This window comes from Chitinophaga sp. 22308 (assembly GCF_052045305.1).
Classification (GTDB): Bacteria; Bacteroidota; Bacteroidia; order Chitinophagales; family Chitinophagaceae; genus Chitinophaga; species Chitinophaga varians_A.
Genome location: NZ_JBQEOP010000012.1, coordinates 31,667 through 57,131 on the forward strand (window position 1 = coordinate 31,667; position 25,465 = coordinate 57,131).

The 25,465-nt window shown below is 50.4% G+C and carries 28 protein-coding genes; 12 read left to right on the top strand and 16 right to left on the bottom strand.

Features of this window, described 5'->3' with window-relative positions; genetic code table 11:
• Positions 1 to 48: 48 nt before the first annotated feature.
• Both ACTJJS_RS32725 and ACTJJS_RS32730 read left to right on the top strand, forming a co-directional pair.
• Positions 49 to 597 carry a DUF4199 domain-containing protein gene (locus ACTJJS_RS32725; protein ID WP_343745643.1) on the top strand — a complete coding sequence of 183 codons (549 nt, stop codon included), beginning with the start codon at positions 49 to 51 and terminating at the stop codon, positions 595 to 597.
• Positions 598 to 609: 12 nt separating this feature from the next.
• Positions 610 to 990: a VOC family protein gene (locus ACTJJS_RS32730; protein ID WP_440668178.1), complete on the top strand. Its 381-nt coding sequence runs from the start codon at positions 610 to 612 to the stop codon at positions 988 to 990.
• A 249-nt stretch (positions 991 to 1,239) separates the two neighbouring features.
• Here the strand turns inward: ACTJJS_RS32730 and ACTJJS_RS32735 are convergent, their stop codons facing one another.
• The 3 genes from ACTJJS_RS32735 to ACTJJS_RS32745 are packed head-to-tail and all read right to left on the bottom strand — an operon-like array spanning position 1,240 to position 3,788.
• A complete protein-coding gene (locus ACTJJS_RS32735) occupies positions 1,240 to 1,653 on the bottom strand; it encodes a VOC family protein (protein ID WP_168873133.1) in 414 nt (137 codons plus the stop codon).
• Between the two features lie 38 nt (positions 1,654 to 1,691).
• On the bottom strand, positions 1,692 to 2,531 hold the full coding sequence (locus ACTJJS_RS32740; protein ID WP_440668179.1) for an AraC family transcriptional regulator: 840 nt from the start codon (positions 2,529 to 2,531) through the stop codon (positions 1,692 to 1,694).
• A 45-nt stretch (positions 2,532 to 2,576) separates the two neighbouring features.
• Complete coding sequence (locus tag ACTJJS_RS32745; RefSeq protein ID WP_440668181.1) at positions 2,577 to 3,788, bottom strand: START domain-containing protein; 1,212 nt, start codon at positions 3,786 to 3,788, stop codon at positions 2,577 to 2,579.
• A 247-nt stretch (positions 3,789 to 4,035) separates the two neighbouring features.
• Here ACTJJS_RS32745 and ACTJJS_RS32750 point away from each other — a divergent pair, with 247 nt between their 5' ends.
• A complete protein-coding gene (locus tag ACTJJS_RS32750; RefSeq protein ID WP_440668183.1) occupies positions 4,036 to 6,447 on the top strand; it encodes a TonB-dependent siderophore receptor in 2,412 nt (803 codons plus the stop codon).
• Positions 6,448 to 6,564: 117 nt separating this feature from the next.
• Here the strand turns inward: ACTJJS_RS32750 and ACTJJS_RS32755 are convergent, their stop codons facing one another.
• Positions 6,565 to 6,933, bottom strand: a complete 369-nt coding sequence (locus ACTJJS_RS32755; RefSeq protein ID WP_343745638.1) for a DUF4260 domain-containing protein — start codon at positions 6,931 to 6,933, stop codon at positions 6,565 to 6,567.
• 52 nt (positions 6,934 to 6,985) lie between these two features.
• Between ACTJJS_RS32755 and ACTJJS_RS32760 the strand changes: the two genes are divergently transcribed.
• Positions 6,986 to 7,711 (top strand): DUF92 domain-containing protein, encoded by a 726-nt coding sequence (locus ACTJJS_RS32760; protein ID WP_247655000.1) that lies wholly within the window; start codon positions 6,986 to 6,988, stop codon positions 7,709 to 7,711.
• A 33-nt stretch (positions 7,712 to 7,744) separates the two neighbouring features.
• On the opposite strand, the gene ACTJJS_RS32765 is transcribed toward ACTJJS_RS32760, so the two are convergent.
• The gene (locus ACTJJS_RS32765; RefSeq protein ID WP_440668185.1) at positions 7,745 to 8,827 is read right to left on the bottom strand and encodes a Gfo/Idh/MocA family protein; all 1,083 of its coding nucleotides are present in this window, start codon (positions 8,825 to 8,827) and stop codon (positions 7,745 to 7,747) included.
• A 117-nt stretch (positions 8,828 to 8,944) separates the two neighbouring features.
• Between ACTJJS_RS32765 and ACTJJS_RS32770 the strand changes: the two genes are divergently transcribed.
• Complete coding sequence (locus ACTJJS_RS32770; RefSeq protein WP_440668187.1) at positions 8,945 to 9,376, top strand: secondary thiamine-phosphate synthase enzyme YjbQ; 432 nt, start codon at positions 8,945 to 8,947, stop codon at positions 9,374 to 9,376.
• 4 nt (positions 9,377 to 9,380) lie between these two features.
• On the opposite strand, the gene ACTJJS_RS32775 is transcribed toward ACTJJS_RS32770, so the two are convergent.
• The 3 genes from ACTJJS_RS32775 to ACTJJS_RS32785 all read right to left on the bottom strand — a co-directional run bounded on the left by ACTJJS_RS32775 (position 9,381) and on the right by ACTJJS_RS32785 (position 11,266).
• Positions 9,381 to 9,881 (bottom strand): SRPBCC family protein, encoded by a 501-nt coding sequence (locus ACTJJS_RS32775; protein ID WP_440668188.1) that lies wholly within the window; start codon positions 9,879 to 9,881, stop codon positions 9,381 to 9,383.
• 92 nt (positions 9,882 to 9,973) lie between these two features.
• On the bottom strand, positions 9,974 to 10,417 hold the full coding sequence (locus ACTJJS_RS32780) for a hypothetical protein (RefSeq protein ID WP_440668189.1): 444 nt from the start codon (positions 10,415 to 10,417) through the stop codon (positions 9,974 to 9,976).
• A 69-nt stretch (positions 10,418 to 10,486) separates the two neighbouring features.
• A complete protein-coding gene (locus ACTJJS_RS32785) occupies positions 10,487 to 11,266 on the bottom strand; it encodes an alpha/beta fold hydrolase (RefSeq protein WP_440668191.1) in 780 nt (259 codons plus the stop codon).
• Positions 11,267 to 11,349: 83 nt separating this feature from the next.
• Between ACTJJS_RS32785 and ACTJJS_RS32790 the strand changes: the two genes are divergently transcribed.
• Positions 11,350 to 11,733 (top strand): winged helix-turn-helix transcriptional regulator, encoded by a 384-nt coding sequence (locus tag ACTJJS_RS32790; RefSeq protein ID WP_440668193.1) that lies wholly within the window; start codon positions 11,350 to 11,352, stop codon positions 11,731 to 11,733.
• 3 nt (positions 11,734 to 11,736) lie between these two features.
• Here the strand turns inward: ACTJJS_RS32790 and ACTJJS_RS32795 are convergent, their stop codons facing one another.
• Both ACTJJS_RS32795 and ACTJJS_RS32800 read right to left on the bottom strand, forming a co-directional pair.
• Complete coding sequence (locus ACTJJS_RS32795) at positions 11,737 to 12,051, bottom strand: hypothetical protein (protein WP_168873122.1); 315 nt, start codon at positions 12,049 to 12,051, stop codon at positions 11,737 to 11,739.
• 75 nt (positions 12,052 to 12,126) lie between these two features.
• Entirely contained in the window at positions 12,127 to 13,116 is a 990-nt protein-coding gene (locus tag ACTJJS_RS32800; RefSeq protein WP_440668195.1) for a sigma-54 interaction domain-containing protein, read from the bottom strand.
• 464 nt (positions 13,117 to 13,580) lie between these two features.
• On the opposite strand from ACTJJS_RS32800, the gene ACTJJS_RS32805 reads away from it, so the two are divergent.
• Positions 13,581 to 14,612 (top strand): GNAT family N-acetyltransferase, encoded by a 1,032-nt coding sequence (locus ACTJJS_RS32805; protein ID WP_440668196.1) that lies wholly within the window; start codon positions 13,581 to 13,583, stop codon positions 14,610 to 14,612.
• Positions 14,613 to 14,664: 52 nt separating this feature from the next.
• Entirely contained in the window at positions 14,665 to 15,099 is a 435-nt protein-coding gene (locus ACTJJS_RS32810; protein ID WP_440668198.1) for a hypothetical protein, read from the top strand.
• Between the two features lie 49 nt (positions 15,100 to 15,148).
• Here the strand turns inward: ACTJJS_RS32810 and ACTJJS_RS32815 are convergent, their stop codons facing one another.
• Complete coding sequence (locus ACTJJS_RS32815; RefSeq protein ID WP_168873119.1) at positions 15,149 to 15,580, bottom strand: acetyltransferase; 432 nt, start codon at positions 15,578 to 15,580, stop codon at positions 15,149 to 15,151.
• A 118-nt stretch (positions 15,581 to 15,698) separates the two neighbouring features.
• Here ACTJJS_RS32815 and ACTJJS_RS32820 point away from each other — a divergent pair, with 118 nt between their 5' ends.
• Positions 15,699 to 16,337 carry a hypothetical protein gene (locus ACTJJS_RS32820; protein WP_440668200.1) on the top strand — a complete coding sequence of 213 codons (639 nt, stop codon included), beginning with the start codon at positions 15,699 to 15,701 and terminating at the stop codon, positions 16,335 to 16,337.
• A 108-nt stretch (positions 16,338 to 16,445) separates the two neighbouring features.
• Here ACTJJS_RS32820 and ACTJJS_RS32825 read toward each other — a convergent pair whose 3' ends face one another.
• Positions 16,446 to 18,083, bottom strand: coding sequence for an FAD-dependent monooxygenase (locus ACTJJS_RS32825; protein WP_440668202.1), 1,638 nt, complete (start codon positions 18,081 to 18,083; stop codon positions 16,446 to 16,448).
• Between the two features lie 101 nt (positions 18,084 to 18,184).
• Between ACTJJS_RS32825 and ACTJJS_RS32830 the strand changes: the two genes are divergently transcribed.
• Positions 18,185 to 19,147, top strand: a complete 963-nt coding sequence (locus ACTJJS_RS32830) for a helix-turn-helix transcriptional regulator (RefSeq protein ID WP_440668204.1) — start codon at positions 18,185 to 18,187, stop codon at positions 19,145 to 19,147.
• 136 nt (positions 19,148 to 19,283) lie between these two features.
• Here ACTJJS_RS32830 and ACTJJS_RS32835 read toward each other — a convergent pair whose 3' ends face one another.
• Positions 19,284 to 20,615 carry an ATP-binding protein gene (locus ACTJJS_RS32835; RefSeq protein ID WP_440668205.1) on the bottom strand — a complete coding sequence of 444 codons (1,332 nt, stop codon included), beginning with the start codon at positions 20,613 to 20,615 and terminating at the stop codon, positions 19,284 to 19,286.
• A gap of 193 nt (positions 20,616 to 20,808) precedes the next feature.
• Here ACTJJS_RS32835 and ACTJJS_RS32840 point away from each other — a divergent pair, with 193 nt between their 5' ends.
• Complete coding sequence (locus ACTJJS_RS32840; RefSeq protein WP_440668207.1) at positions 20,809 to 21,477, top strand: dihydrofolate reductase family protein; 669 nt, start codon at positions 20,809 to 20,811, stop codon at positions 21,475 to 21,477.
• On the opposite strand, the gene ACTJJS_RS32845 is transcribed toward ACTJJS_RS32840, so the two are convergent.
• The 3 genes from ACTJJS_RS32845 to ACTJJS_RS32855 all read right to left on the bottom strand — a co-directional run bounded on the left by ACTJJS_RS32845 (position 21,472) and on the right by ACTJJS_RS32855 (position 24,100).
• Positions 21,472 to 22,404 carry a helix-turn-helix domain-containing protein gene (locus tag ACTJJS_RS32845; RefSeq protein ID WP_440668209.1) on the bottom strand — a complete coding sequence of 311 codons (933 nt, stop codon included), beginning with the start codon at positions 22,402 to 22,404 and terminating at the stop codon, positions 21,472 to 21,474. The genes ACTJJS_RS32840 and ACTJJS_RS32845 overlap by 6 nt on opposite strands.
• A gap of 24 nt (positions 22,405 to 22,428) precedes the next feature.
• Complete coding sequence (locus tag ACTJJS_RS32850) at positions 22,429 to 23,508, bottom strand: aldo/keto reductase (protein WP_440668211.1); 1,080 nt, start codon at positions 23,506 to 23,508, stop codon at positions 22,429 to 22,431.
• 124 nt (positions 23,509 to 23,632) lie between these two features.
• Positions 23,633 to 24,100, bottom strand: coding sequence for a DinB family protein (locus tag ACTJJS_RS32855; RefSeq protein ID WP_440668213.1), 468 nt, complete (start codon positions 24,098 to 24,100; stop codon positions 23,633 to 23,635).
• 73 nt (positions 24,101 to 24,173) lie between these two features.
• On the opposite strand from ACTJJS_RS32855, the gene ACTJJS_RS32860 reads away from it, so the two are divergent.
• Complete coding sequence (locus ACTJJS_RS32860; RefSeq protein WP_440668215.1) at positions 24,174 to 25,268, top strand: acyltransferase family protein; 1,095 nt, start codon at positions 24,174 to 24,176, stop codon at positions 25,266 to 25,268.
• Positions 25,269 to 25,465 lie beyond the last annotated feature (197 nt).

Genomic DNA, 25,465 nt, shown 5'->3' on the forward strand with positions numbered 1-25,465 from the left:
AAAGATGCAGGACCAGCATTTTTGTACTCACTACCAAATCCTGACCAGATGAAAAAAAATGTGCTCGTTTTCGGATTGATCTCCGGCGCCATCGTTAGCCTGATGATGGTGTTTTCCGTTTTAATGTGTTACGGCGACCCCAACTATAAGGGGAATATGGTGCTCGGCTACGCCGGGATGCTCGTCGCTTTCTCTTTCATTTTTGTGGGCGTCAAAAACTATCGCGACAAATACAACAACGGCGCCATCACCTTCGGCAAGGCATTTAAAGTAGGCCTGTTGATTGCCCTCATCGCCTCTACCATATATGTAGTGGTGTGGCTGTTTGACTATTACCTGTTTGTTCCGGATTTTATGGACAAATACAACGCCCACCTGCTGAAAGAGGCCAGAGAAGCAGGCGCCGACGCTGCAACACTGTCTAAAAAGACGGCCGAAGCGGAAAATTTTAAGCAGCTCTATAAAAACCCGCTGTTTGTTATACTGATCACCTATTCGGAAGTACTGCCTGTCGGCATCGTGATAGCGCTCATCAGCGCCTTGATATTAAAGCGCAAACACGGGAAAGACACCTCCACCATGATCACTCACCACTAAAAACATATCCATATGAAAATAGCCATGGCAGGGGTCCACGTCAACGACCCCCTGGAAGCGTTTCGCTTTTACACAGAGAAACTGGGTTTTAAAGAGAAAGTTTATATGCCCGAAGCATTACTGGCCGTAGTGGTCTCTCCTGAAGATCCCGAAGGCACCACCCTGCTGCTGGAACCGTCCCAGCATCCGGTGGCCAAAGCCTATATGGAAGGGCTATACGCAGCAGGAATACCTGCTATCATGCTGGGCACTGCTGACATTGCAGCCGAATACGAACGGCTGACAGCCAAAGGCGTGGTGTTCCGGAAACCACCTACCAAGGCCGACTGGGGCATAGAAGCCGTTTTCGAGGATGAATGCGGTAATCTGATTGCTTTAGGGCAGATTTTCTGAGGAGCCCCAGGGCCAAGTCCCAGGGCTGAAGCCCTGGGTTACGTTCTGTTCTTCAGGCTGTTTCAGAGTGGAGCTTCTCAATGAATTGGCTTTAACCCATCATTTTCGGAAACTTTGCATCGATAACCTGGATGATACCAGATAATCTCCTATTGCCTACATTGACCCTGTCTCATCAATTGGAGGTTATCTATAAAAGAGAAAGAACAAATCGTAGCCCTGGGCTTCAGCCCTGGGAAAATTTGCGAATCAGCAATTCACCATCCATTTAATGCCGTATTTGTCTGTAAGATTACCATGCCAGTCGCCCCAGAACTGTTTCCCGAAAGGCACGCCCACTTCTCCGCCTGCGGCCAGTGCGTCAAAAGCCTTTTGTGCGGTTTGTTCATCGGGGAAAGTGAGCGATAAAGACACATCTCCGCTGTTGCCTTTCGTTTCTTTACCAGGAAAAGTATCGCTGGCATAAATAGCCAGGTCATTAAAATGCAGCCTGCTGTGAAGCACCTTGTCACGATAGGCTTCCGGCGCCTTCATGTTGGGGTTGTCGTAGCGGGTCCATACTTTAAAAGTGGCGCCCAGTGCTTTGGCATAAAAGTTCATTGCTTCTTCACAATTGCCTCCGAAAGTGAGGTAGGGAATCAGTTCATATTTTTTTCCTTCCATGACATATATTTTTTTACGAAGATGATAAATGCGGGCGGTTATAAATTGTACGATTTAGACAACCGTGCTGCGAGGGCCGGTTGTATTACCTGTACAATAGTGTATTGTTCCTTAAGGAAATGACGCGGGGTGGTGCCGGAAAGCTGTTTGAATTCGCGGATAAAATGGGACTGGTCGTAGAAGCCGCAGCTGTGTGCCACCGCGGTGAGGGATTCGTAGCGACAGCTGTACATAGCCAGTATGGCCTTGTTGAACCGCCGTATCTTTAGCATGTCTGTTGGGGTAAGGCCTGCCACCTGGTTAAACCGGCGCTCCATCGCTTTGTAGGAAACACCGAATACCCGGCAGGCATCGGCCACGGAAACACTCTCCTGTTGCAGCATCCATGTGGTGCATTGTTGCAGAAAACGATGGGGGATATTATCAAATTGCAGGCGGTTCAACAGAAACTGATCGGTGAGCTGTACCCGTCGTTCATCGGTGGCAGCCTCAAACAGCTGTTCTTCCAGCAAGGAATAATCTTTTCCCACTACATCGGGGAGACACCAGAAATCGTTGGCCAGCAGGTGGGCCGGGATGCGAAACAGCGGGTAAGTGCCTCCCAGCCGGAAGCGCACGGAAAACACATGCTGATGGGCTGTTTGAGAGATCCGCAGCGCATGCTGACGGATACCGATAATGTGTGAGCCTTTTACCGGCTGACGGGAGCCGTCTTTGATGCTGGCATAGTGGTCACCGAAATTAAACATCAGCTCGATGGTACCATCGGGGATCAGCGATTCCTCGTCCCGGAAAGGAGGCCTGTCGGCATCAGCTTTCCAGTAACATTCAACATATGGCGCCAGTTGCGGATGAGGTGCAAACTCCCTGTAGATCATTCACCGGAGGTTTCTCCAAAAATAATCAAATACCGCACAAGTTGATCAACGCTTCTCCAGGATGCTCCTGAAGGTGGACATGGTTTCAAACATGTTGTTCCGTACAATGGGATCGGACACCCATCTTGGTATCCGGGCGCTGCGATTGGTAGTGATAGTGTAGGTTATCTGCATATGGTTGTTGCCCAATTCCTCCATCAGCCATTTGCCCCGGGTGCCCGTGATGCGGGTCACATCACCGGAAACGGGGAACCGGTTGTTCTGCGTGCTTTCGAAGCTGATTTCCCCGGAATGTTCATTACGCATGTTCAGGCGGAACAGCAGGCAACAGTCCTGGTCACCGAAAGGCCAGGGAATGTTGTATTTCAGATAGGTGATCCACCGGCCGTCGTCTACCGGCAGCACCTGGTAACTTTTAGCACGGGCATTCCATACCACGCCCTGTTGCTGGTCTGTCAGCAGCCGCGCCACTGCGGGAACATCGGACCTGACGGTAAATACCGCCTTGATTTCCCGCACACTTTCTTCGTTACCTGCGGTAATCCATCTTTCGTACAGCGAAATGGACTTATCCCTTTTCACCAGCCGGTACTCCCCTTCTGCCTGCTGGTGGGCGTAACCGGCGGCCGACAGACTCAACATCAGACAGAGCGTGAACATGGTCCGGAATACCCGGTCCCATAAAGTAGAACTGACACCAAAACCCAGATCGTCATTTTTATAGTGATGCAGGTGGTGGTTGCGCCAGAGCGGTTTAAGCCATTTAAATGGCGGCGCCCAGGCATGGATAGCGTAGTGCATGCTGCCGTACAACAGGTACCCGGACACAAATCCCGGGAAGAAGACGAACGCATTATTTTTCATGAGGAGATAGAAGATACAAAAAAGAACAGAAGAGATGATGATGCTGGGCACCGGCGGCATAAACAACCGCTGCCGGTCGCGCGGATATTCATGATGATTGCCATGCAAGGTATACACCACGCGGCGGATGGCCGGCTGGTCGCTGACCCAGTGGAAAATAAACCGGTGCGCCACATATTCAAACAATGTCCAGTAGAACATGGCGCCGAAGTAGGTCAATACAATACGGAGCAGTGAATATCCCAGGTTGGCATGGCTGTAATAGAGCATATACCCGATAACGGGCAGGTACATACCAAAAATCACCACAGGGTGCGTTTTGGTCAGCATTTCCAGGTAACGGCTTTTAAAAAGCCTCGCCTGCCCTTTGTTATGCACTTTTTCAAATTTCATGATGTGTTGTTTATGGACGGTACAAAAATGCAATGTCCCGTCGCCCTGGCCGCCCATTTTTTGCCGAGTTGTCAGATAACTGGGTTGAACCGTCAATGTATAATTCCCGAATGCGCAAACTTTTTTCCCGATTTGATGGTGCAACTTCTTTTTGCTGATAGAATTTTGCGCCCGGGATTGTCATTTAGCATCTTTAGATCAATATTATAGCACAACAATGGTCAAAAAATTATCAGCATTATTGGTAATGCTTGTTAGCATAACAGCCGGTGTAAGCGCGCAGAGCGGCACCGGTGGCATTAAAGGGAATATTGTCACCAGTGAAGGAGAAGCAGCAGCTTTCGTGAGCGTACGCATAGAACAACACAGCCGGGGCACTGTTACCGACGGTAAGGGCGACTTCGCTTTCCGTCGCCTCGATCCGGGAAAATATATATTACAGGTGTCCCTGCTGGGCTACGAACCGATGGCAGAGACAGTAACGGTAACGGCTAACCAGACGGCCACCGTGCATTTGAAGCTACAGGTATCTAAAACACAACTGTCGGAAGTAACGGTGACAGGCGGACAGAACAAACTGGCCAACAAGGAAAGTGATTATATCGCGCGCCTGCCTATCAAAAACCTGGAGAATCCGCAGGTATATAACGTAGTAGGCAAGGAACTGCTGAAAGAACAGGTTGTCAGCAACTTTGACGATGCGCTGAGAAATGCGCCCGGCGTAACCCGGCTGTGGTCCTCTACCGGCCGTGGCGGCGATGGTGCAGGCTACTTCACCATGCGTGGTTTTGCCGTGCAGCCTACTATGGTCAACGGTATCGCCGGCATCTCCAACGGCAGCCCCGATCCGGCAGACATAGAACGGATCGAGACCATCAAAGGCCCGTCCGGCACCCTGTTTGGCAGTAGCCTCATTTCCTTCGGCGGTCTTATCAACATCGTCACTAAAAAACCGTACGACGCATTCGGCGGCGAAATCAGCTACACCGGCGGCACCTATGGCCTTAACCGCGTAACGGCCGATATCAATACACCGCTGAACAAAGACAAATCCGCTGTCCTGCGCACCAATGCGGCCTATCATTCCGAAGGCAGCTACCAGGACGCAGGCTTCAAACGCTCCTGGTTCCTGGCCCCCAGCCTCTCCTACCGCGTGAATGACCGCCTGTCTTTTCTCGTCAACACGGAATTCTACAGCGGCGAAAGCACCAATCCCACCATGGTGTTCCTGAACCGTCGCCGCCAGCTGATTGCCAGAACGCCGGACCAGCTGGGCATCGACTTCAACCGGTCTTTCACCAGCAATGATATCACCATGAAAACGCCGTCCGTGAACCTTTTCGGTCAGGCCAACTATCAACTGTCCGATAAATGGACTTCGCAGACCACCATCTCCAGGAGCACCCGCCGCAGCAACGGCTACTACTCTTACGTGATGTTCCTCGATCAGGGCGATGCTTCCGTACAGAAACCCAACGATACGCTGCTGAGCCGCTACGTAACGAATCAAAACTCCACCACCACTGCTACCGACGTTCAACAGAATTTCATCGGTGACTTTAAAATCGGCGGCCTGCGCAACCGGCTCGTAGCGGGACTGGACTTCCTGAGCCAGTACACCGAAAACAACAATTCGCCTTACCTGCTCTTTGACCTGGTAAATGCCGTGAACCCGAAAGACCCGCGCTACTCCCAGCTGAACAAAGCCGCTGTAGACGCCCGTCTGGCACAGGTAAAAGACGGCCAGGTGAAAAATGCCACCACCAACTATACTTACAGCGCCTACGTATCAGACGTGCTGAATATCACTGATCAACTGATAGCCATGGCCAGCTTACGCGTAGACCATTTCGTCACCAAACCCACCAAAGACTACGTGACCGGCGAGAAAGGCAAAGATGATTTCAGTCAGACCTCCGTCTCCCCGAAATTTGGTTTGATATACCAGGTGGTAAAAGATAAAGTGAGCCTGTTTGCCAACTATATGAACGGCTTTAAAAATTCAGCACCAGTGACACAGTCGCTGCCCGAATACAGCGGCGTACTGAAACCGCAGCAGGCCAACCAGTTTGAAGGCGGGGTGAAACTGAATGTGCTCAACAACAAACTGAGCATGAGCGCCAGCTACTATAATATTCTCGTTACCAACATGACGCGCAGCATCGACGTGGAAAAAAACGGCAACCTTTACAATGTGACGATCCAGGATGGCTCCCAGCGCAGCAAAGGCGTGGAACTGGACCTGATCGCCAACCCGTTGCCCGGATTAAACATTGTGGCCGGATATGGTTACAACGACAGTAAAATGGTGAAATCCGATTCGAGCGTGTTAGACCGCCGTCCAACCAGTGCGGGCCCTGAGCATGTGGCCAACTGGTGGGTGAGCTACACCGCTACCAGCGGTAAATTGCATGGCCTTGGCCTTGGCTTCGGTGGCAACTACGGCAGCGAAAACATGATCACCAATTCCAAAGCTACGGGTGTGTTCACGCTGCCTTCCTATGTAGTGCTGAATGCAGGTGTTTTCTATCAGGTAAATGCTTACCGCATTGCGTTGAAACTGGACAACCTTACTGACAAGGCATATTACAGCGGATGGACTACCGTGGAAAGAATGATGCCCCGCCGCTTCTCTGCCAGTGTGGCTTTTAAATTCTAATTACGAATTACAAATTACGAATTACGAATTGAGGGCTCTTTTATGGAAAGGTTATTTTAGTAACCTCGCTATAAGAGAGCCCTCAATTCGTAATTCGTAATTTGTAATTCGTAATTCCTAATTCGTAATTGTCTTTTTGCCTATTTCACCCAGATGGGTGTCTTTGAAAGCGGTGAGATATTTCAGGCCATAACCGAAAACCCTGTCCATACAGGAGTGGGCAAACAGGATGATGCCGGTGAAAGCGAGCCAGTCCAATGCCAGCGCATGGCCGGCTAAATACACCAATATGGCGATGCCTTTGTGGTGAACAAAGTTGTACACCCAGGCGCCCACTTTGTTTCCTGCGGCATAACCCAGCATGCTGAGATCAGGTAGCAGCAGGCATAGCGGGAAGAGCCACCAGGCATAGGGAGACTGTACATTAAAGAGTACCACGGCGGCCAGGAACATGGCAATTTCTTCGAGATTCAACAATGTTTTCATATAAAATTTTCAGACAGCAAAAGTAATTAATTAGTTTTGCTGACCTCGATTTATGAATACGATGTTTCAGTATTACGGCCTCTTTATTTTCTTACTGGCAAGCTTTATAGTGGTCTGTGTCCGGACCGGCAAGCTGTCTGTCCCGGCAGCAATGGCGGCGGGCCTTACCGGACTGGTGGTCTTCGCCGGGGCGGGATATTCCGGTATTGCGCAGCTGGGAACATTCTTTGTATTGGGCACACTGGCCACCTCGCATAAAAAAAATATCAAAGCAGCTATTACTGCTGACGGCGCACATCCTGAAAAGCGGAAGGCCGGACAGGTATTTGCCAATGGTGGCGCCGCCGCCCTGATGGCCCTGATGATGCTTACAGACCCGGAGCATGAGGGGTTGTATGAGCTGATGCTGGCAGGCAGCCTGGCATCTGCCACCGCTGATACTTTATCGTCTGAACTGGGCACCGTTTATGGCCGCCGTTTTTTTAATATTCTTACTTTCAGGAAAGAGCCCAAAGGGCTGGATGGCGTTGTGAGCCTGGAAGGCACGCTGCTGGGGGCTGCAGGCGCTGCGGTTATTGCCGTCGTATATGCGTTGGCGGAAGGGTTCGACCAGCGTATAGCCTTTATCGTAGTAGCCGGCATATTAGGCAACCTGGTGGATTCTGTATTGGGAGCTGCGCTGGAGCGTAAACACTACATCGGCAATGATGCCGTGAACTTTGCCAACACGCTGTTTGCCGCATTGGTGGCCGGTGTGTGCGGCTGGTTATGGCTGTAAAGAAAAGCCCGCCCGAAGGCGGGCCTGTATTGTTTATAACGTTACAATTTTTCCGGTACGAACGGATTCATCGCAGGCGAAGGCGATACGCAGACTGTTCACCGCGTCCTGCACATGGTCCGTCAGATCAATATTTTCGCGGACAGCCTTCAGGAAATAACGCTGTTCCCTGTTACACAGCTCCTGGTGGTCCGGCTCATCCTGCATGTTAATCCAGGTATCTTCTTTTGCAAACTCTCCTTTTTCATTCAGCGCAGCATGGTGCAGCCGCAGGGACTCTGTTTTCGTATGTGCCTCGATGTTATCTGAGTTGCCGGTGCTGCCGGATTCTTTGGCAACGATAGACACGCAGCCCTGCGGGCCGATCACGTCTTTCACAAAGAAAGCCGTTTCGCTGATCATTGGTCCCCATCCTGCCTCGTACCAGCCTACAGAACCGTCTTCAAAGCGGATCTGCAACTGGCCGTAGTTGTAGTTGTCTGCCGGGATGTCGTTGGACAGTCGTGCGCCGATAGCGCTCACCTGTACCGGTTTGGAACGGGTCATCTGGCACATCACATCGATATAGTGAACGCCACAGTCCACGATAGGGCTTAGGCTTTGCAACAAATTGCGGTGTACGCCCCATTTGCTGCCGGAGCTCTGCTGATTGAGGTTCATGCGCATCACCAGCGGTTTGCCAAGCTGGTGTGCTATTTCCACGAAACGTTCCCACGAAGGATGATGCCGCAGGATATAACCTACCACCAGTTTTTTGCCTGCCTTTTGTGCAGCTGCGGCCACCCGTTCAGCGCCGGCCACGGAATCTGCCAGTGGTTTTTCTATAAATACATGACAACCGCTTTCCAGCGCCTTGATCGCATAACTTTCATGCGTATCAGGATAGGTGGAGATGCAGACAGCATCCGGCCGCGTGGCCGCCAGCGCTTCCTCGTAGTTGCTGTACAGCGTATAACCGCCGCCCAGTTTATCATTTAATACCTGCTTGCTGGAGCCTGTAGATACAATACCACAGATATCAAAGCCTTCCAGGGTATGGTAGGCCACCGCATGAGACGTGCCCATATTGCCACAGCCCACTACGAGTACCCGTAAAGGTTGTACGTTTTCCGCCATGAGTAAATTTCCGGTTTAGTTTTTCATCAATCCCGGTAAGATACAGTGCAATGCAGTGATTTACAAGCAGAATTTTATGCAGTACAGAAATCTTACTTTTGCAGAAAATACAGCAGCATGGAAATTTTTCAGCAGGCATTGCGTTTAAAAGCCCGTCCCAGGGGGTTTCACCTGATCACGCACGAAGTATTGCAGGCCTTTCCGCAGATAGGCACGTTGCAGTCCGGTATGTTGCAGGTATTTATCCAGCACACGTCTGCCGGGCTGACAATCAACGAAAATGCAGACCCTACTGTGCGTGTAGACTTTGAAACGTATTTTAATAAAGCTGTTCCGGAGAACGATCCGGACTATGAACATAATGACGAAGGGCCGGACGATATGCCCGCACACCTGAAATCCTCGCTGCTGGGTTGTTCTGTGATGGTCCCCATCCATAACGGCAGGCTGGCGCTGGGCACATGGCAGGGCATTTACCTGTGTGAACATAGGGATTATGGCGGGCCCCGCAACCTGGTGCTGACCGCCTGGGGCAAACCGATGCCCTGATAAATTATTTACCCATGGGGAAACGGTCCCCCACGAGGTTCAGCTCCAGCTGATGTTCAAGATAAGCCTTCAATCCGGCCAACACCCAGCAGAAGCCACCGTTGGAGTCCAGTGCTTTCTGGCATACAGTGGCCGCGTCACCGGAGAATCCATCGTTCACTACCTCTACAAAAGTGGCGTTGTCTCCATGCGGTATAAATGTCCATACCACACGGGTGGCGTTCTCACGGGTGCCGGGGTCTCCGGTTTTCATGTCGAAGCCGTCAAACCAGCGGACCTCTATCCTGCTGTTGGGCACGATGTCCACTGTCTGCACTGCGGAGGCCACATTGTACATTTCCCAGGACCAGATCACTTCTTTGCCTTTCTCCAGTTTGCCTGTGCTCCTGGTGAACCAAAAGTGAGTGGTGACAGCCGGATCAATAAATGCGTTAAACACTTCCGCTGCCGGTTTTCTGATCAGCATGCCGGTCTGTGCGACTGCTGGTTGAGATGTTGTTGCCATGAGCGTGGTTTTAATCAATAAAAAAATACATAACCGTTCGGTTACAAATATAAATATAAAACCGATCGGTTACATATTTTTTTTGGGGGAGATTATTTAAAGTAGATGTCTACATAATCTACCACGTTATTGCCTTCACAGTTGTCCATTTCCTGGAGCCTCCAGTATTTTCTGGCGCCTTTGGACACGAAGTGGTAGGTACCGTTTTTTTCGCACACCTTGCCGCCGTTGACATTGCTGTACTGCGTGCGGATAATGCCATTAAAGGTCAGTTCCTTTGGCGAGTCTACCGTAAGCGTTCCGTCGATAGTCACAAAATCACCGCTTTTGGCATCGCGTTGTTCTCCCTGTACCGTATAGGTGCCGTCTTTTTGTTTCTTGATCATGACTTTTCCGGGGCGGTCCCAGCTGATCCATTGAAGGGTAAGGTCATGCTTTCCTTCGCGGAGTGTATTGGCTGCCGGCTGTTGCGCATAGGAGGCATGTCCTGTGAAAAGGGCGGCGGTCAACAGGCATGCGCCAAAAAATTTCTTCATAATAAGTACAATGTATTGGTTAAAAACAGTGTATCAAATATAAGCGCATTACGTCTTCCGCCAAAATCCCTAATGGCTTAACGACACCAGCAGGTTGGCCAGCTCTTTAGGCTGGGTGATCATGGCGTCATGGCCTGTTTTTATTTCGTAATATTTCCATTGGGGAGATTGCCGGGCCTTGTCTGCAAACTGGCGCAGCACTGGCAGCTGTGGCTGGGTACAGGCGATGTAGATCAATGGAAGGCCATTCCCGTATGGATGCTGTAACATCAGTGGTTGGGCAAAAGTGTGGTAAGGCTGTAAAGTAAGACGGCTGTCCACCCACTGCCGGTCTTTACGGTCGCTTACGCCAAACAGGCTGGAAGGCCGTACTGACAAGCTACGCATGCCATGTTGCGAAGCATCTTTCTCAAACTCTTTCCGGACCTGTTCCGGATGTACTGATATGCAGCTCTCCCCGTTCTCCGCCAGCACCGCGTCGAGGTAAACCAGTTTACTGATTCTTTCCGGGATACGGTCCGCCACCCCGGTGATCACCACGCCGGCGTAGCTGTGGCCTACCAGCACCACCTCATGAAGGTCCTCCATGTTGAGCAGGTTCACAATGTCCGTGATGTGAGTATTGAGATCAATGCTGTCATGCGGTTGATTGTTATGTTCACCCAGGCCGCTGAGTGTGGGCGTATATACGATATTACCGTCCGCCCTCAGCTTTTCACTTACCCTTTGCCAGCACCAGCCGCCATGCCAGGCGCCGTGCACCAGTACATACACTTTGTGGGACTGTGCCATCAGGGACATCTGTACCAACAGGAATACAATGATTAATTTGACTAACTTTGATTGCATGAAATATAATTTTCTGCAATTTTAGACAGACCTATCATCATCAACAATAACTCACCCGGAAGTGAGTAAGCAAAACGTGACGTATGGCATCGAAAGTAAAGGGCAGTTCCATGAACGCCCATAACCTGAAAGTACTGGCATCCTACTGCGACGTAAATGAAACCCTGCTGAATATCAGCCAGCGCTGGAAAGTACAGATACTGCACAGTATATTCACCGGCCTGCAGCATTTCAGTCAGCTGAAAAAAGCGCATCCCTCTTTATCCGACCAGGTGCTGGGCAAAAGGCTCGGGGAACTGGTAGCGCAGGGCCTTGTCAGCAAAACATGCATCACCACCACTACGCCCGTACAAACGGAATACAGCATTACCTGCAAAGGGAAAGGATTGCTCACTGTTATTTTCGAGCTGCAGGCCTGGAGCAAAAAAGACTGGGCCGCACAGCAGCTGCAGTGCTCATCACTTTAATGATCAATGCAGGTACTGTAACGCAAAATTTTCCAGGAAAAACTGCATCATCTCTATGGCTTGTCGATGGTCATCCGCACAATGAATACGGCAGCAAATGATGTCGGAGTCATCATCATCTGTACAAAATTGTAGTGCAATCGTTTGTTCTCCCGCCAGGGAATAATCAAACCAGCAATCATTTTCGAGGGAAGTATCGGTTAACCCATAAGACACTGCAGCTGTATCGGCATCATTAAAAGCATGGTGACAGATATGGGACAGTGCTGACAACAGTGCCGGCAGGTGGTCTTTCCGAATCCAGTCAATAGCAATCATACGGCAACGGGTATATTTACACAGTAAATATACAGCTGTAGCAGGTTATTATTTTGGGAGAAAAGAGTTTTGGTGTTAGTTGTTGTGGACATGTTCTCTGGTGATGCCCAGTTTTTTCATTCTTGCTTCCAGGGTAGTGGGCTTTATCTGTAGAATGGCCGCAGCGCCGTTTTCTCCGCGGATACGTCCATTGCAGTGCTTCATTACACGAATAATCAGTTGTCTTTCCGCTTCTGCCAGACTGGTGATAGGCGGGCTGGAATCGGTGTTCCTGGCGTTCTCCGGCGGGGGCAGTTCCACACAGATCACCGGCGCATTGCCGATGATCACCGCTCTTTCCACGAGGTGTTGCAGTTCCCGGATATTGCCAGGCCAATGGTAGTTCATCATAGCATCCAGGGAGCGCTGGCTGATAGCGGCCATAGGTTTGCGGAAATGTCGGGCAGCTTTTTCCAGAAAATATTTCGCGAGCAGGGGGATGTCTTCTTTCCGCTCGCGCAACGGCGGCAGATGTATGGGAAATACATAGAGGCGATAATATAAATCGTAGCGAAAGCGGCCCGCCTGGCACTCCGCTTCCAGTATACGATTGGTGGCAGCGATGACCCGCACGTCTGTTTTGACGGTTCCGCCACCAATTCGTTCCACTTCTTTTTCCTGCAGCACCCGTAACAGTTTCGGCTGCTGTTCCAAGGGCAGCTCTCCTATTTCATCGAGGAAGATAGTGCTTTGGTGTGCCTGTTCGAACTTACCGGTGCGGCGTTGCAGTGCGCCGGTAAACGCACCTTTTTCATGGCCAAACAATTCGGATTCTATCAGTTGCAGCGGCAGCGCAGCGCAGTTTACCTTCACCATCGGACGCGCCCGGAGGGCTGATAATTCATGAATGGCCTGCGCTACCACTTCCTTGCCCGTACCGGTTTCACCGGTTAGCAATACCGTGGCGTCGGTGGCGGCCACCTGCCGCACCTGCTGTACCACAGTCTGCAAAGCAGGCCCCCCTATCAATGGTCCGTATGACGTTGATAAATACGTAGCATCATGTTCTGACTGTTCACTTTTCATTTACTATCGGGTCAATGAGTTGCCGGGACAACTCCGGTTAACAATCTCCAATATTTCGTATATCCATTTGGGTAACTCCAAAATATTGGACGGGAGCATAGACCAACATCCTTTGTAAACAACTGGTTAACAATAACTTACTCACATGGCATAGTCATTGAATTCCGGATGGAAATTTTTAACCCGGAAAAAATTACAGAAGGTCTGTAATACAAACTGAAGCCCAAACAACACATACAAAAAATAATAGCAGATTTCAGCGATAGTAACAGGTAAAGATTTTTTACATCAATAGCAGGCTGGATTACACAAAAAAGATACCAGTTGGTCTCTGCAGGGATGCTATGCGCCTGTGCGAAAGCCTGTACGAACTTCTTTCCTGTTACGCCAAATATCCTGTCGTCTATGGCCGCACCGGCCAACACATAACCATCAAATCTATATGTTTAAAAACCTCATTTGTTATGCCTTACTTTACAGTTGACATCACGGAACAGGAACAATGGGACCAGCTCATTCATGCAGCGCACAGCTACGATTTCCACCATACCTGGTATTATCATCAATTGTCAGCGGGAGACAGCCATCCTTTTATTTTTGTATTTGAACAGGCGGGGCATTTTGTGGCAGTGCCACTGCTGAAGCGGAACATAGAAGACACGAATTATTTCGATTGCACTTCCGTGTATGGCTACGCAGGACCTGTTTCCAATTTGGATTTCAGCGACATCCCATTATCTTTGATGCAGCAGTTTTTGCAGACCTTCCTTCATTTTCTGAAAAAAGAGAAGATAGTGAGCGTGTTCACACGGCTGCACCCATTGATTCACCAGCACTTTCGGCCCGGCCAGACCGGCGGCCTGTATGACAACGGAAAAACAGTGACCATAGACCTTACACTGCCTGTGGAAGAACAGCGGCAGCAATACCGCAAGGCATTCCGTTCCAAGATCAACCAGCTGCGAAATAAAGGCTACAAGGTACGCCAGGGCATATACGAAGAAGATATTGCATCATTTGCAGCCATCTACCTGCAGAATATGCAGCGGCTGGGGGCTAATGCGAATTATCATTTTGATAAAAATTATTTCCGGCAGCTGTTACAGGCCACCTCGTTTCAAAGCAACATACTACTGGCCTCTTTTGAAGGAAGGGACACCGCCGGCGTGCTCACTACCTGTTGCAACAACATTATGCAGCTGCACCTGGCAGCCACGCATGAAGATTTCATTCACGACTCCCCCATGCGCCTGCTGGTGGAAGAAGCCAGTATTTTCGGGCAGTCCAAACGCATGCAGCACCTGCACCTCGGCGGCGGCGTAGGCGGGCAACAGGATTCACTGTTCCATTTTAAAGCAGGGTTCTCTGAACACTTCCTGGATTTCAAAACGTGGCGCCTGATAGCCGATACCGCCACGTACAAAGCCCTGACGCTGAAAAAGGCACCCACCATGCTCAGAACAGATCTGCCTTTTCCGGTTTACCGCTTTCTCTAGTTATAGTTGATAAAAAATTTTACCATATCTTTTTTTAAAACCTTCATGACTTATGCATTCCAACATCATCATAGCGATAGACTTTGACGGTACCTGCACTTATCACCGGTTTCCGATGATAGGGGAAGAAATTCCACACTGTATCCATGTGTTGCAGAGATTACAACAGCAAGGAGTAAAACTTGTCCTCAATACCATGCGCTCGGGAAAATACCTGAGAGATGCCGTAAAATGGCTTAATGGCAGGGGCATTACCCTGTACGGTGAAAACAGAAACCCGCTACAGCGCCGGTGGACCGGCAGTCCGAAAGTACAGGCTGATTACTACATCGATGACGCGGCACTGGGCTGCCCTGTGGAAGAAGACATCTTCGGAAGAGTATCTGTAAACTGGTATAAAATGGAAACCCTTTTGGAAGCGCGGCAGATACTCCCTGCGCGCGCCAGGGTCAAAGAAAAAGCCTGGTCACTTCAGCCAGCAAAGTAAGCATAGCTGTTCCTAAGTTAAAAAGCCTGCGATCACGCAGGCTTCTTTTTTACAATGTCATATGTAATACCGGGTAGGGTTTGCCCATAGCATCCTCTTCTGACCGGCCACTGACTTTAAAACCCATCCGCTCGTAAAAGCCCGCGGCCTGCCCGTTTTGTTCATTCACATCCACTTTACGAATGTTCAGATCAGTAATGGCATAGTTCACGAGATGCCTGCCTATCCCCTTTCCTCTTGCCGTATCATGTACAAACAACATCTCCAGGGAATCTTCGTGTACACCCAGGAAAGCCACCGGCATGCCTTTCTCATCCAACAACACATAGGTGTCCACCTGAGGGAAAAATGCGTCTGCCAGAAGTCCTTTGATGTGGTCAAAATCCTCCTCCTTTAAAAAATCATGGGTGGCCCTGACAGCAGACTCCCATATACGTACCATCTCCGGGTAATCTTCGGCGGTCGCTCTTCTTATCTTCATCTTCCAATGCTTTTAAAATCAATAATGAGTTTCTGTGTTTTGTACCAAATATCCAACGGTAAGTGTCATAAATGCCAAACGCCCCGATGGTAAATTTGTACTTCCTAATTCAAACAAAATGGATACAAACGTAATATTTTTCGGCATCATGGCAGCGCTGGGTTATATAGTGCTGCAATCTCTCTTCATCCTGGGCGTACGGGTGGCCGCAAAAGGCGCCGTGGAAAAACTGCCCAACGGAAAAGACAAGGACAGCGAAATGATCCTGTTTCCCATCTTTAAATACCTCACCCGCACAGCGTGGACAAAAATCTATTACAGCGACGGGCAGTTCGAACTGCTTATACAAAAACTACGGGTGCTGATGCCGGAATCACCCTTACAGACGGAAGATAACTACCTCCTGCTTCCTTTGGGCGATGCTTCCCGCATTCCCGTGCTAAAAGAGCTTAATAACATCTTACCAAAGATCGATGGGAAAATACAGGTGGAGGCAGATGACCACGGCGTCAGGTTTTTTAAGATAGACGAGGTGTTTAAAGTCAATAAATATCTACGCAAACCGGTCATCCAGTGCCCTATCTGCATGGCATCGTACTGGAGCGTGTTCAGCTACTGGATTCCTGTTATTTATTTCTACGGGTTTAGCTTCTGGGTAGTATACGCCGGCGTGATCAATATCTGCGCTGTGGCCAGTATGAACTGGCTGCTCTGGATGCGCGGTTCCGCTTACGAATCACAAATCATGAAAGGATAATTACAAGTCCTGCAAACTATTGCGGACCTGATATTACCGGCACAGCTACTCTATTTTCTTTGAGAAAGCCTGCCGGTAATATGTTTGTCCGGATTAATCTCCGTTCGTCTATGACAGCAGCTCCTTCAGTGGCAGCTGTGCACACGCCTTTACATTGCCTCTCCAGGCCACGAAGCCGTCCGGGCGTACCAGCAGGGCATCGCCGGGAGCGGCGCCGGTAGCTTCGGTCCACTGCGCCGCCAGGTCTCCATCTAACGGCAATACCTGTACGAATACACTATGCCCGTTCAGCATCTTCTGCCAGGGGGTGGTATCGCCATGAACAAAGAGCGTGAAACGTCCTTTCAGCATATCGAGGGTAGAGCGCTTACGTTCCTCATCCAGCCACAGATGCGGCACTCTTGTACCAGGGAGGCCATACAACACTTTATCTGCCGGCAATGGCGGACATTGCGAAGGCACCGTTACCGGGTATTGATAGTCCGGAATACCGATCAGCGTGCGGATGTTTTGTGTCAGTTCTATTTCCGGCTGCTTAGCCTTTTCGCCTTCCTTCGGAGGCGCGGTTACCGCCCGCTGCATGATCTCCCTGTCTTTCAGGATGCCGCGTTCATCTGCCAGCATGGCCGAAGACATGGCATTGGACAGGCCTATCGGCTGCCTTTCCGTGGTGTAGGAGTTCAGCAGCGAAGGGGCTGCATGGCCTTTTAACACCGCGGCTATTTTCCAGGCCAGGTTCTGCGCGTCCTGGATGCCGGTATTGGCGCCTTTGCCGCCGTATGGCGTCATTACATGCGCCGCATCACCGGCCAGGAAGATACGGCCGCTTTGCATGGTGTCTGCCACGCGGACGGTCATCTCCCAGGGCAATACGCTCAGGATACGGATTGGCAGCTCCGGCATGCCCAGCGCGGTATGTAGCAGATTGACCAGTCTTTCTTCCGTATAATCGGTCACCCGCTCCCCGTTTTCCGGATAATAACGTAACTGATACACCCACCGGTCGCTGTTATTGATGGCGGTCACAAATCCAATAATGCCCGGCGTATCGATGATGCAGATACTGAACTCCCTGTTAAGCACCAGTTCAGCCATGTCCGCTTCAAAGTAAATGTTGAGGAAATCGGCCAGCACGCCCGGACCGGCAACCGGCAATTGCAGTTTTTGCCTGACGGGGCTGCCGGCGCCATCTGCCGCGATGAGATAGTCGGCTGTGACGGTAGTCGTCTCACCGGTTTCCCTGTTTTGCAATACCGCAGTTACGCCACTATCATCCTGAGAAAAAGAAATCATCTCGGTATAAAACAACAGGGTGGCACCCCGCTCTTCGGCAGCGGTCCGCAGTACGGGTTCTGCAAGGTCCTGTGTACAACGGGCGCCGGATTCCGGCGTAAGCGCCGCCAGGCTCTCCAACCCTTTTAATTGACTGGGATAAGTAATAGGGCCTCCTTCCCGTGGTTTTAAACCCTTCAACGCTTCTGTCAGCGTATCGGCACGCAATACGCCCCAGGCCGGCCCCAGCGCCTTACCTGCTTCCCGCACGGCCTCGCCCACGCCCAGCTCCCGGAACAGCTCCATGGTGCGGATATCAAAACCCCTGGCCCTTGGATGGATAGAGGTGCTGCGGTGCCGTTCCACCAGCAACGGCCGGACACCCTGTTGTAAAAGAAATAAAGCCGCCGAAAGACCGGTAATACCACCACCGGCGATCAATACCGGCACATGCAGCTGATGTTGTGTTGTCATGAAAAAATGTTTTTACAAAATTGCTGGTTGAGCCGGGGGGCCCGGTGCATAAAACGGATAAATAAGTACCATTTTTGTAACCGTTTCATCCTACATTTGTCATGATGCAATCATCCGCTAACCATACCGCTGCTTTCAGAGACGCTTTCCTGATACCACAGGGAGAAGTGCACCAGTACCGGTTGCCGATGCCCGACATTGATGGCAGCGGCAGGTTTGTCCTCTGTGAGGATATGGCCATTGCAGATGGCAGCGTGGTGGCCGGTCCACCGGAATTTTCGTGGCAGCACTATAACGAAAAGACTTTTGTGGAGCTCAATTTTGTGATGGCAGGAAAGCTGTACCAAACCCACGAAGGGCTGATCTCCCGGCAGCTGTTCACACAGGGATATGCCAATATCCTGTTCAACCCCCGCTCCTGGGAAAAGAATGAACTGGCCGACGCCAAAGGTTTCCGTAACCTGGGCGTGCATATTACACCCGAACGGATGATAGCGCTGCTCAACAGCTACGCTCCGGAACTGCATCAGCTGACAGACAAAATAGCGAAGGGCACTCCTTTCGTCATACATTCCCCTGCCGCCTATTTCGCGCCACGGTTACAGCACACGCTGGACCATATATGGGAAAGCCCTCTTCCGCAAGGGCTGAAGCGGCTGCATTTTGAAACACAGGTACTGCAGTTGTTCGCGTTGCAATGTGAGGCTTTGCTTGCCTCTTCCAGATCCGCCACAAACCCGCTACGTGCCGCCGACCGCGAACGCCTCCATCACGCCCGGCAATACCTGTTGGAACACCTGGCGGCTCCTCCTTCTTTGGCGGAACTGTCACGCCTGTGCGGGCTGAATGAATTCAAGCTCAAAAAAGGATTCCGGCTGCTGTTCGGACAGAGCGTTTTCGGTTTCGTGAGCAACGAAAGACTGGAAGCCGCGCGGGAGCAGATACTGCAGGGAGAGCATAACATATCTGAGATCGCCTACGGCCTCGGCTATACGCATCCGCAACATTTCCACCGGGCGTTTAAAAAGAAGTTCGGCATTACACCCATGGGGCTGCTCAAATAATGATAATGGATATTCTGAAATACTACGGTCATCTTATGGCCACCAAAGAGAAGTGGCCCCTTTATGGCCCCTATAAAACCGTTTTGGCCCCTTTATGGCCCCTTTAAAGCCATTTTGGCCCCTTTCCATGACCCCTTTATCGTTTATACCAAAAGGTATAAAAAGTGCCTTTACCAGTAGTGCCTAATTTTTGAACAAGTTCCATTCCGATTAATAATTGTAAATCTCTTGACGCCGTTCTTTTAGATATTCCAGCTAACTGTTGGTATTCTATATTACTGATACGGCCATGTTCCAAAATATAAAACATCACCATTTCTAACTTTTTACTTAGTCCCTGACTTGCAATAAATTCCCGGGTATATCTATTCTTATAAAACACAATACTAAACCCACCTTGTTCCTCTACCATCAATGGCTCCGGCAACCCAGCCTCTACACAGGCTTCCACAATTCTGTTAATGCCCCTTCCCCACGACTCAATATAACCGGCTTTGTAGAATATATTGGCGATATTTCTGTTTCTTGGATAAGACGAGTGGTTCTCTTTTAATGCATCAATCTTGAGTTCTTCCGGGAGGCAGCCCGGGTTCCATAAGTGCAGGCGGTCGTCGAATACGCGGAGAAAGGTGTACGTACTTGAATAGTCTCTGTGTATGATGGCATTGCAGATCGCCTCCCTGAGTGCTTCCTCCGGATACTCCAGCGGTTCCAGCCGCTGCAGCCCGCTATAGGAAACAGGACGGATCAGGTACTTCCGGTCCAGTAACTCTATCACGCTGTCTGCCATACTGAAGATGTTGGTTTCGATCATGTCATGAAACAGCAGATCGTGGTTTGATTTTCCAAACCTGCCGATCTTAAAGCTTGCGGTAATGGAAACCCGCCCCAGGTGCTTCCCAAACAATAGTAGCGCCGCCTGTGAGCACTGTCCTGCGGGTGCCATCAGGCCCAACTTTTTCAGCAAAGACAGGGTGTTCAATTTTAACGCCTCCGCCGGTATACGTTCTTTCATCCTGGCTTTCCGGAGAAAAGTATCAATCGTTTCCCGGTCAAAATCCGCTATCGTAACTCCTTCTACCGGCAATTCCTCCCATTTTTTACCAATCTTTTTCAATAGAAGATTCTGCAAGGCTATTCCCTTCAGTTCCTGTTTGGTGCTGCCACTGCGATAGTGATAAACGCCATGATAAGCAATAGGGACCGTGCTTACCGGTACTACGATCTCAATATAGTAATGATGGTCCCGTCGATGAAGATTAACATCCACTACGAGCCCCAGGTGATTAACAGTCTTATTGGGTATTTCATCCATTAGCTTCTGATAGTCATCTACGCCTACTGCCACTCCGTTGTCATCAAAACCGATAAATAGTCTGCCTCCCTGGGCATTGGCAAAACCACAGATCCATTTGAGATGTTCATCCCTCCAGGATGTTTTGTATTCGATATTTTGTTGTTCAGGCATAACAATATGGATAAGGCGCGAAAGTATGGTTTGCCATCCCACTAAATCTCCTGTTCCCGTAAATCAGTCTGTATTAACAAATTTACCGGCCGTTGGACCACCCGACTGCCGTAATCTCACCCGTAAAAAGTCGCATTTACACAGCGTTCCCGTTAACTGCCGTTTGTACTTTTGTTGTACAAATCCAAACATTATGCGCAAGATCATCCTTGTTAATTTTATTACGTTAGATGGTGTTATACAGTCACCAGGGGGGCCGCAGGAAGATACCTCCGGCAATTTTCAATGGGGTGGCTGGGTAGCGCCTTTTGGAGATGATATGCTCCACAAGAAGCTGATGGCGGTGATGGAGCAGCCGTTCGACCTGCTGCTGGGCAGACGTACCTACGACATCTTTGCCGCCCACTGGCCTCATTATGATGACTTCGTCGGTAAAAAATTCAACGGTGCGGAAAAATTTGTCGTTTCCCATCACAACATTCCGTTGCCCTGGGAACATACGACATTGATTACCGGCGATGTGGTGGCCCAACTTCAGGCACTGAAAAAAACGGATGGACCTGATTTGCAAGTCTATGGCAGCAGCGGGCTGGTGCAAACACTACTGAAACATCAATTGGTGGACATCGCACATTTGTGGCTCCATCCTGTCACTATCGGTTCCGGCAAACGCCTGTTTGAAAACGGTACGCTGCCCGGCAGCTGGAAACTGACAGACGCCATTCCTACTTCCACCGGCGTGATCCTGATTACATACGAAGCGGCGGGAGCATTACAGACCCGCGCTATTGATGCGAAACCGCCATCTGCAGCGGAACTGGAGAGAAGAAAAAAAGTGCAGGAAGAAAATGTCAAATCATAAGGTATCAGTTCCTGCTTTGAGGGATTGCCTGTAGGCCAGCGGAGACATACCTGTCTTACTCTTGAACAACCGGTTGAAAGACTGTGGTTGCTCAAAGCCCAGTTTGTACGCGATATCAGCCACGCTCCACTCGCCGGCGCCCAACAGGTCTTTAGCTGTTTCCAATAATTTCCGGTGGATATGTTGTTGTGTGTTCAATCCTGTATTGGCCCGCAACAAATCGCTGAGATAATCGGGCGAAAAATGTAATTGCGCTGAAACATATTGTACGCTGGGCAATCCTGAACGGGAAGGTGCATCGCTGTCGAAGTACTGCAACAATAAGGTGTCCAGCCGGTTCAACAGTCCGTGGTCATCGTCGCGCTGTGCAGCAAACTGCCGGTGATAAAAACGGTTGCTGTAGTCGAGCAACAGCTCCAGCCCGGACACCAGCAGGTCCTGGCTGAAGCGGTCGGCCGGCGTGTCCAGCTCCATGCCTATCTGATCGAATATTTTAAGGACCACCGCCTTTTCTTTCTCCGTCAGATGTAATGCTTCCGACACGGCATACGAGAAAAAACCATATTGGCGGATTTTCTTCGCCAGCGAATGATGCCGGATAAGGTCAGGATGAAAAAAAATGATCACGCCTGAAAGGCTCTTTTCCGGAGAGGCGCCGGAGATCAGTTGCCCCGGCGCCATAAAGCACAGCCCACCTTCTTTGAAATCGTAGTAGTGCTGGCCATAACGGACCATGCCGTTGGTTTTATGAATAAAAGAAACCTTGTAAAAATTGAGCAAGATACGGGAAGAAAATTCACGCTGGAACTGCATCCCTTCGTAGCTGACATAACTGATCAACGGATGTTGCGGCGCCGGCAGTCCCAGTTCGTTGTGAAAAGAGGCGATATCCGGATATATCGCCGGTGATGGCATCGTTTTCTTCATGCCATAAAAATAACACATATCACGTCAATAAGGATCGTTCTCCTGCTGTGGCAGGATGGCGGGCAACACGGAGGCCTGTCCGTTGATCGTGGCGCCCCCCTGCGCTATATGCCGGGCGTTGGCCAGCAGGTTGTAGGGAAAAATGAGGTCCGGCGCTGACAAGGCATCCAGTGCTGCAATCACCTGTGGAGAGAGGGTTACCGCCAACGCCTGCATGTTCTGCTGCAATTGTTCCGTTGTGCGTGCGCCGATGATAGTAGAGGTTACGCCTTCCCGTGCCATCACCCAGGCCAGCGCCACGGCCGATGCCGGTACGCAATAGTCTGCCGCAACAGTGTTCAGCATGTCAATCACGTCATAGGCCTTTTCACTGACGGGCCCTGTAACTGTGCGTTTACTAAGGACCTCCCCCTTGTTCTCCCTGGTATATTTCCCCGAGAGAAGGCCCTGTTTCAGCGGAGACCATGGCATAACGCCCAGCTGCATTTCCCGGGCCATCGGTACCAGTTCCGCTTCCACCGTCCTTTCCAGCAGCGAGTATTCTATTTGCAGGCCGATAAATGCAGGCCAGCCCCTGAAATGCGCTATGGTCTGCGCCTCTGCGATCTTCCATGCCGGCGTGTCCGACACACCGATATACCTGATTTTGCCCGACTGTACCAGGCTTTCCAATGTATAAAGCGTTTCTTCTGTTGGTGTATGGGGATCGAAGGCATGCATCCAGTAGAGGTCTATATAATCTGTTTGCAGGCGGCGCAGCGATGCTTCGAGCGCCTGTACCATGGCTTTTCTGCCGGTACCGCCGCTGTTGGGGTCTCCGGGCCGCATGCTGCCAAAAAACTTGGTAGCGATCACCAGCCGGTCCCTGTTGACATTACTTTCTTTCAGATAATCCCCGATAATTTTTTCAGAATGCCCCCTGGTGTAAATGTTGGCTGTGTCTATCATGTTGCCACCCTGGTCCAGGTAGGCCGCCAGTATTTCTTTGGATGTTTCCGGTGAAGCGCCGTAGTGCCAGTCCGTTCCGAATGTCATGGTGCCCAGCGTCAGCGGGCTTACTTTCAGTCCCGACCGCCCCAGCGTACGATAATGTGTCAATTCCATCTTTTCTTGCTTTGACACAAAAGTCCGTCAACCGCAAAACGGTAAAGTAGCCGGATCAGGGATTAATATCACCGGAAACAGGAATTGCGCTTATTTGTCTGTTCAACTACCCTAAAGGAAAGGCTCATGCCTCTTTTATTATTTTTTTTATGACCACGATTTGCCCGAGATGATAATGCGTATGCTCGATGATGCCCGCCAGGTTGCGATACCAGGTGCCATATTTCCCATCCGTAAAATCTTCTGACAGCTGCTTTTCCTCCAGTCTTTCCACTAAACCGGCAAAGGACTCTGCCTGCACCAGTGTTTTGTTCACCAGCCGCTGCCAGTCTTCTTCCGATGTAACAGGTGGCAGATCGAAGCTCAATTTATCACTGGCCTGTAACGGTTCCCCCTGGAGGACTTTCAGCACCGCATCTACATAATAGTTGATATGAAACACCAGTACGGCTATAGTATTCAGGCCATTTATCCGGGTAGTGGCCACCTGCCAGTCGACATCAGCGAGTGTATCCTTCAGGTTAACGGCAGTCCAGTTCCCTCCGAAATGCACATCACGGAAATGTTTGGCTATTTGCTGTACAGTGGTCATCTTTTTTCTAAAAGATACAAATAATTCCTATTTGTAGTTCCCGTACGTGGGTGTTATCTTGTGCGGATTCAATATGGAAACAGGAACAATGACGACAGCAGCCCGGGCACATACACCCACCGGCAAACAACATTATGCGATACTGGACGGACTGCGGGGCATAGCCGCCATCGTGGTGGTGATCTTCCACTTCATGGAAATAGTATATACCGACTATAGCAAAAACTTTGCGGGACACGGTTTTCTGGCAGTAGACTTTTTCTTCTGCCTGTCCGGTTTTGTGATTGCCTATGCCTATGACGACCGGATGCCGCACCTGCGCCTCCGCGATTTCTTCCGGACACGGCTGATACGCCTTCATCCGCTGGTAGCGCTGGGCGCTGTACTGGGCCTGCTCACCTTTCTGTTTGATCCCCTGATGGCCCCTCCCGCCAGCTACAGCTTAGGTAAAATAACCATGTTGTTTATCACCACCCTGCTGCTGATCCCCTACCCGGTAATGCCGGAGCGTTTTTTTAACCTCTTCTGTATGAACGCCCCCGCCTGGTCTCTATGGTGGGAATATATCGCCAATGTCTTTTACGCCCTGGTATTATGGCGCCTTCGCCGTAACACACTGCTCGCACTGGGCCTCATAGCCGCAATGCTACTGGGCATAGTAGCCTGGAAAGCCGGTAACCTGATGGGCGGCTGGAGCAAAGACACCTTCTGGCAGGGCGGCGCACGACTGTTTTATTCCTTTACCGCCGGTATGCTGGTCTACCGTTTCCGGCTGATCATCCCTAACCGCCTCGGTTTTCCCGGCGTCACACTGTTATTGCTGCTGGCGCTGTTCATGCCTTATTTTCCGCACAACTGGCTGATGGAGCTGGTCATTGTGCTGTTTTATTTCCCGGCACTGGTGGCCCTCGGCGCCGGCGCAAAGCTGGTACCCTGGCTGGAAAAACCCTGCACGTTCTCCGGAAAAATCTCCTACCCGCTATATATGACCCACTACGGCTTTATGTGGATCTTCGCGCATTATCTCGAGACATACAAACCGGATATGTCCACCCTGGCGGTAGTAATACCGGCTGGCGTGGTGGGCCTGATTACATTAGGCTGGGCAGCGATGGCAGGATACGACGAACCTGTTAGAAATTATCTGAAAAAACGGTCCCAGGGCTGAAGCCCTCGGCTACGATTAGATTTCTATTTCTTTCGCCGGAAAGGCTGATCAACATTGAGGCATTGGCTTTTTGCCCGATGCCCAAGGCTTTCAGCCCTGGGTTTTATGGATTTATTCGTTTGATTCGTTCGTTTGATCCACTCAACCCCGCTCCACTCTTCAGGCTTGTCCACCCGGTTTACTTTCCCGATCCATCG

What these genes read in the sequence shown, in the direction of transcription:
- ACTJJS_RS32725 (WP_343745643.1), top strand. Translation starts at nt 49, where the DNA reads ATGAAAAAAAATGTGCTCGTTTTCGGATTGATCTCCGGCGCCATCGTT.
- ACTJJS_RS32730 (WP_440668178.1), top strand. Translation starts at nt 610, where the DNA reads ATGAAAATAGCCATGGCAGGGGTCCACGTCAACGACCCCCTGGAAGCG.
- ACTJJS_RS32735 (WP_168873133.1), bottom strand. Translation starts at nt 1,653, where the DNA reads ATGGAAGGAAAAAAATATGAACTGATTCCCTACCTCACTTTCGGAGGC.
- ACTJJS_RS32740 (WP_440668179.1), bottom strand. Translation starts at nt 2,531, where the DNA reads ATGATCTACAGGGAGTTTGCACCTCATCCGCAACTGGCGCCATATGTT.
- ACTJJS_RS32745 (WP_440668181.1), bottom strand. Translation starts at nt 3,788, where the DNA reads ATGAAATTTGAAAAAGTGCATAACAAAGGGCAGGCGAGGCTTTTTAAA.
- ACTJJS_RS32750 (WP_440668183.1), top strand. Translation starts at nt 4,036, where the DNA reads ATGCTTGTTAGCATAACAGCCGGTGTAAGCGCGCAGAGCGGCACCGGT.
- ACTJJS_RS32755 (WP_343745638.1), bottom strand. Translation starts at nt 6,933, where the DNA reads ATGAAAACATTGTTGAATCTCGAAGAAATTGCCATGTTCCTGGCCGCC.
- ACTJJS_RS32760 (WP_247655000.1), top strand. Translation starts at nt 6,986, where the DNA reads ATGAATACGATGTTTCAGTATTACGGCCTCTTTATTTTCTTACTGGCA.
- ACTJJS_RS32765 (WP_440668185.1), bottom strand. Translation starts at nt 8,827, where the DNA reads ATGGCGGAAAACGTACAACCTTTACGGGTACTCGTAGTGGGCTGTGGC.
- ACTJJS_RS32770 (WP_440668187.1), top strand. Translation starts at nt 8,945, where the DNA reads ATGGAAATTTTTCAGCAGGCATTGCGTTTAAAAGCCCGTCCCAGGGGG.
- ACTJJS_RS32775 (WP_440668188.1), bottom strand. Translation starts at nt 9,881, where the DNA reads ATGGCAACAACATCTCAACCAGCAGTCGCACAGACCGGCATGCTGATC.
- ACTJJS_RS32780 (WP_440668189.1), bottom strand. Translation starts at nt 10,417, where the DNA reads ATGAAGAAATTTTTTGGCGCATGCCTGTTGACCGCCGCCCTTTTCACA.
- ACTJJS_RS32785 (WP_440668191.1), bottom strand. Translation starts at nt 11,266, where the DNA reads ATGCAATCAAAGTTAGTCAAATTAATCATTGTATTCCTGTTGGTACAG.
- ACTJJS_RS32790 (WP_440668193.1), top strand. Translation starts at nt 11,350, where the DNA reads ATGGCATCGAAAGTAAAGGGCAGTTCCATGAACGCCCATAACCTGAAA.
- ACTJJS_RS32795 (WP_168873122.1), bottom strand. Translation starts at nt 12,051, where the DNA reads ATGATTGCTATTGACTGGATTCGGAAAGACCACCTGCCGGCACTGTTG.
- ACTJJS_RS32800 (WP_440668195.1), bottom strand. Translation starts at nt 13,116, where the DNA reads ATGAAAAGTGAACAGTCAGAACATGATGCTACGTATTTATCAACGTCA.
- ACTJJS_RS32805 (WP_440668196.1), top strand. Translation starts at nt 13,581, where the DNA reads ATGCCTTACTTTACAGTTGACATCACGGAACAGGAACAATGGGACCAG.
- ACTJJS_RS32810 (WP_440668198.1), top strand. Translation starts at nt 14,665, where the DNA reads ATGCATTCCAACATCATCATAGCGATAGACTTTGACGGTACCTGCACT.
- ACTJJS_RS32815 (WP_168873119.1), bottom strand. Translation starts at nt 15,580, where the DNA reads ATGAAGATAAGAAGAGCGACCGCCGAAGATTACCCGGAGATGGTACGT.
- ACTJJS_RS32820 (WP_440668200.1), top strand. Translation starts at nt 15,699, where the DNA reads ATGGATACAAACGTAATATTTTTCGGCATCATGGCAGCGCTGGGTTAT.
- ACTJJS_RS32825 (WP_440668202.1), bottom strand. Translation starts at nt 18,083, where the DNA reads ATGACAACACAACATCAGCTGCATGTGCCGGTATTGATCGCCGGTGGT.
- ACTJJS_RS32830 (WP_440668204.1), top strand. Translation starts at nt 18,185, where the DNA reads ATGATGCAATCATCCGCTAACCATACCGCTGCTTTCAGAGACGCTTTC.
- ACTJJS_RS32835 (WP_440668205.1), bottom strand. Translation starts at nt 20,615, where the DNA reads ATGCCTGAACAACAAAATATCGAATACAAAACATCCTGGAGGGATGAA.
- ACTJJS_RS32840 (WP_440668207.1), top strand. Translation starts at nt 20,809, where the DNA reads ATGCGCAAGATCATCCTTGTTAATTTTATTACGTTAGATGGTGTTATA.
- ACTJJS_RS32845 (WP_440668209.1), bottom strand. Translation starts at nt 22,404, where the DNA reads ATGAAGAAAACGATGCCATCACCGGCGATATATCCGGATATCGCCTCT.
- ACTJJS_RS32850 (WP_440668211.1), bottom strand. Translation starts at nt 23,508, where the DNA reads ATGGAATTGACACATTATCGTACGCTGGGGCGGTCGGGACTGAAAGTA.
- ACTJJS_RS32855 (WP_440668213.1), bottom strand. Translation starts at nt 24,100, where the DNA reads ATGACCACTGTACAGCAAATAGCCAAACATTTCCGTGATGTGCATTTC.
- ACTJJS_RS32860 (WP_440668215.1), top strand. Translation starts at nt 24,174, where the DNA reads ATGGAAACAGGAACAATGACGACAGCAGCCCGGGCACATACACCCACC.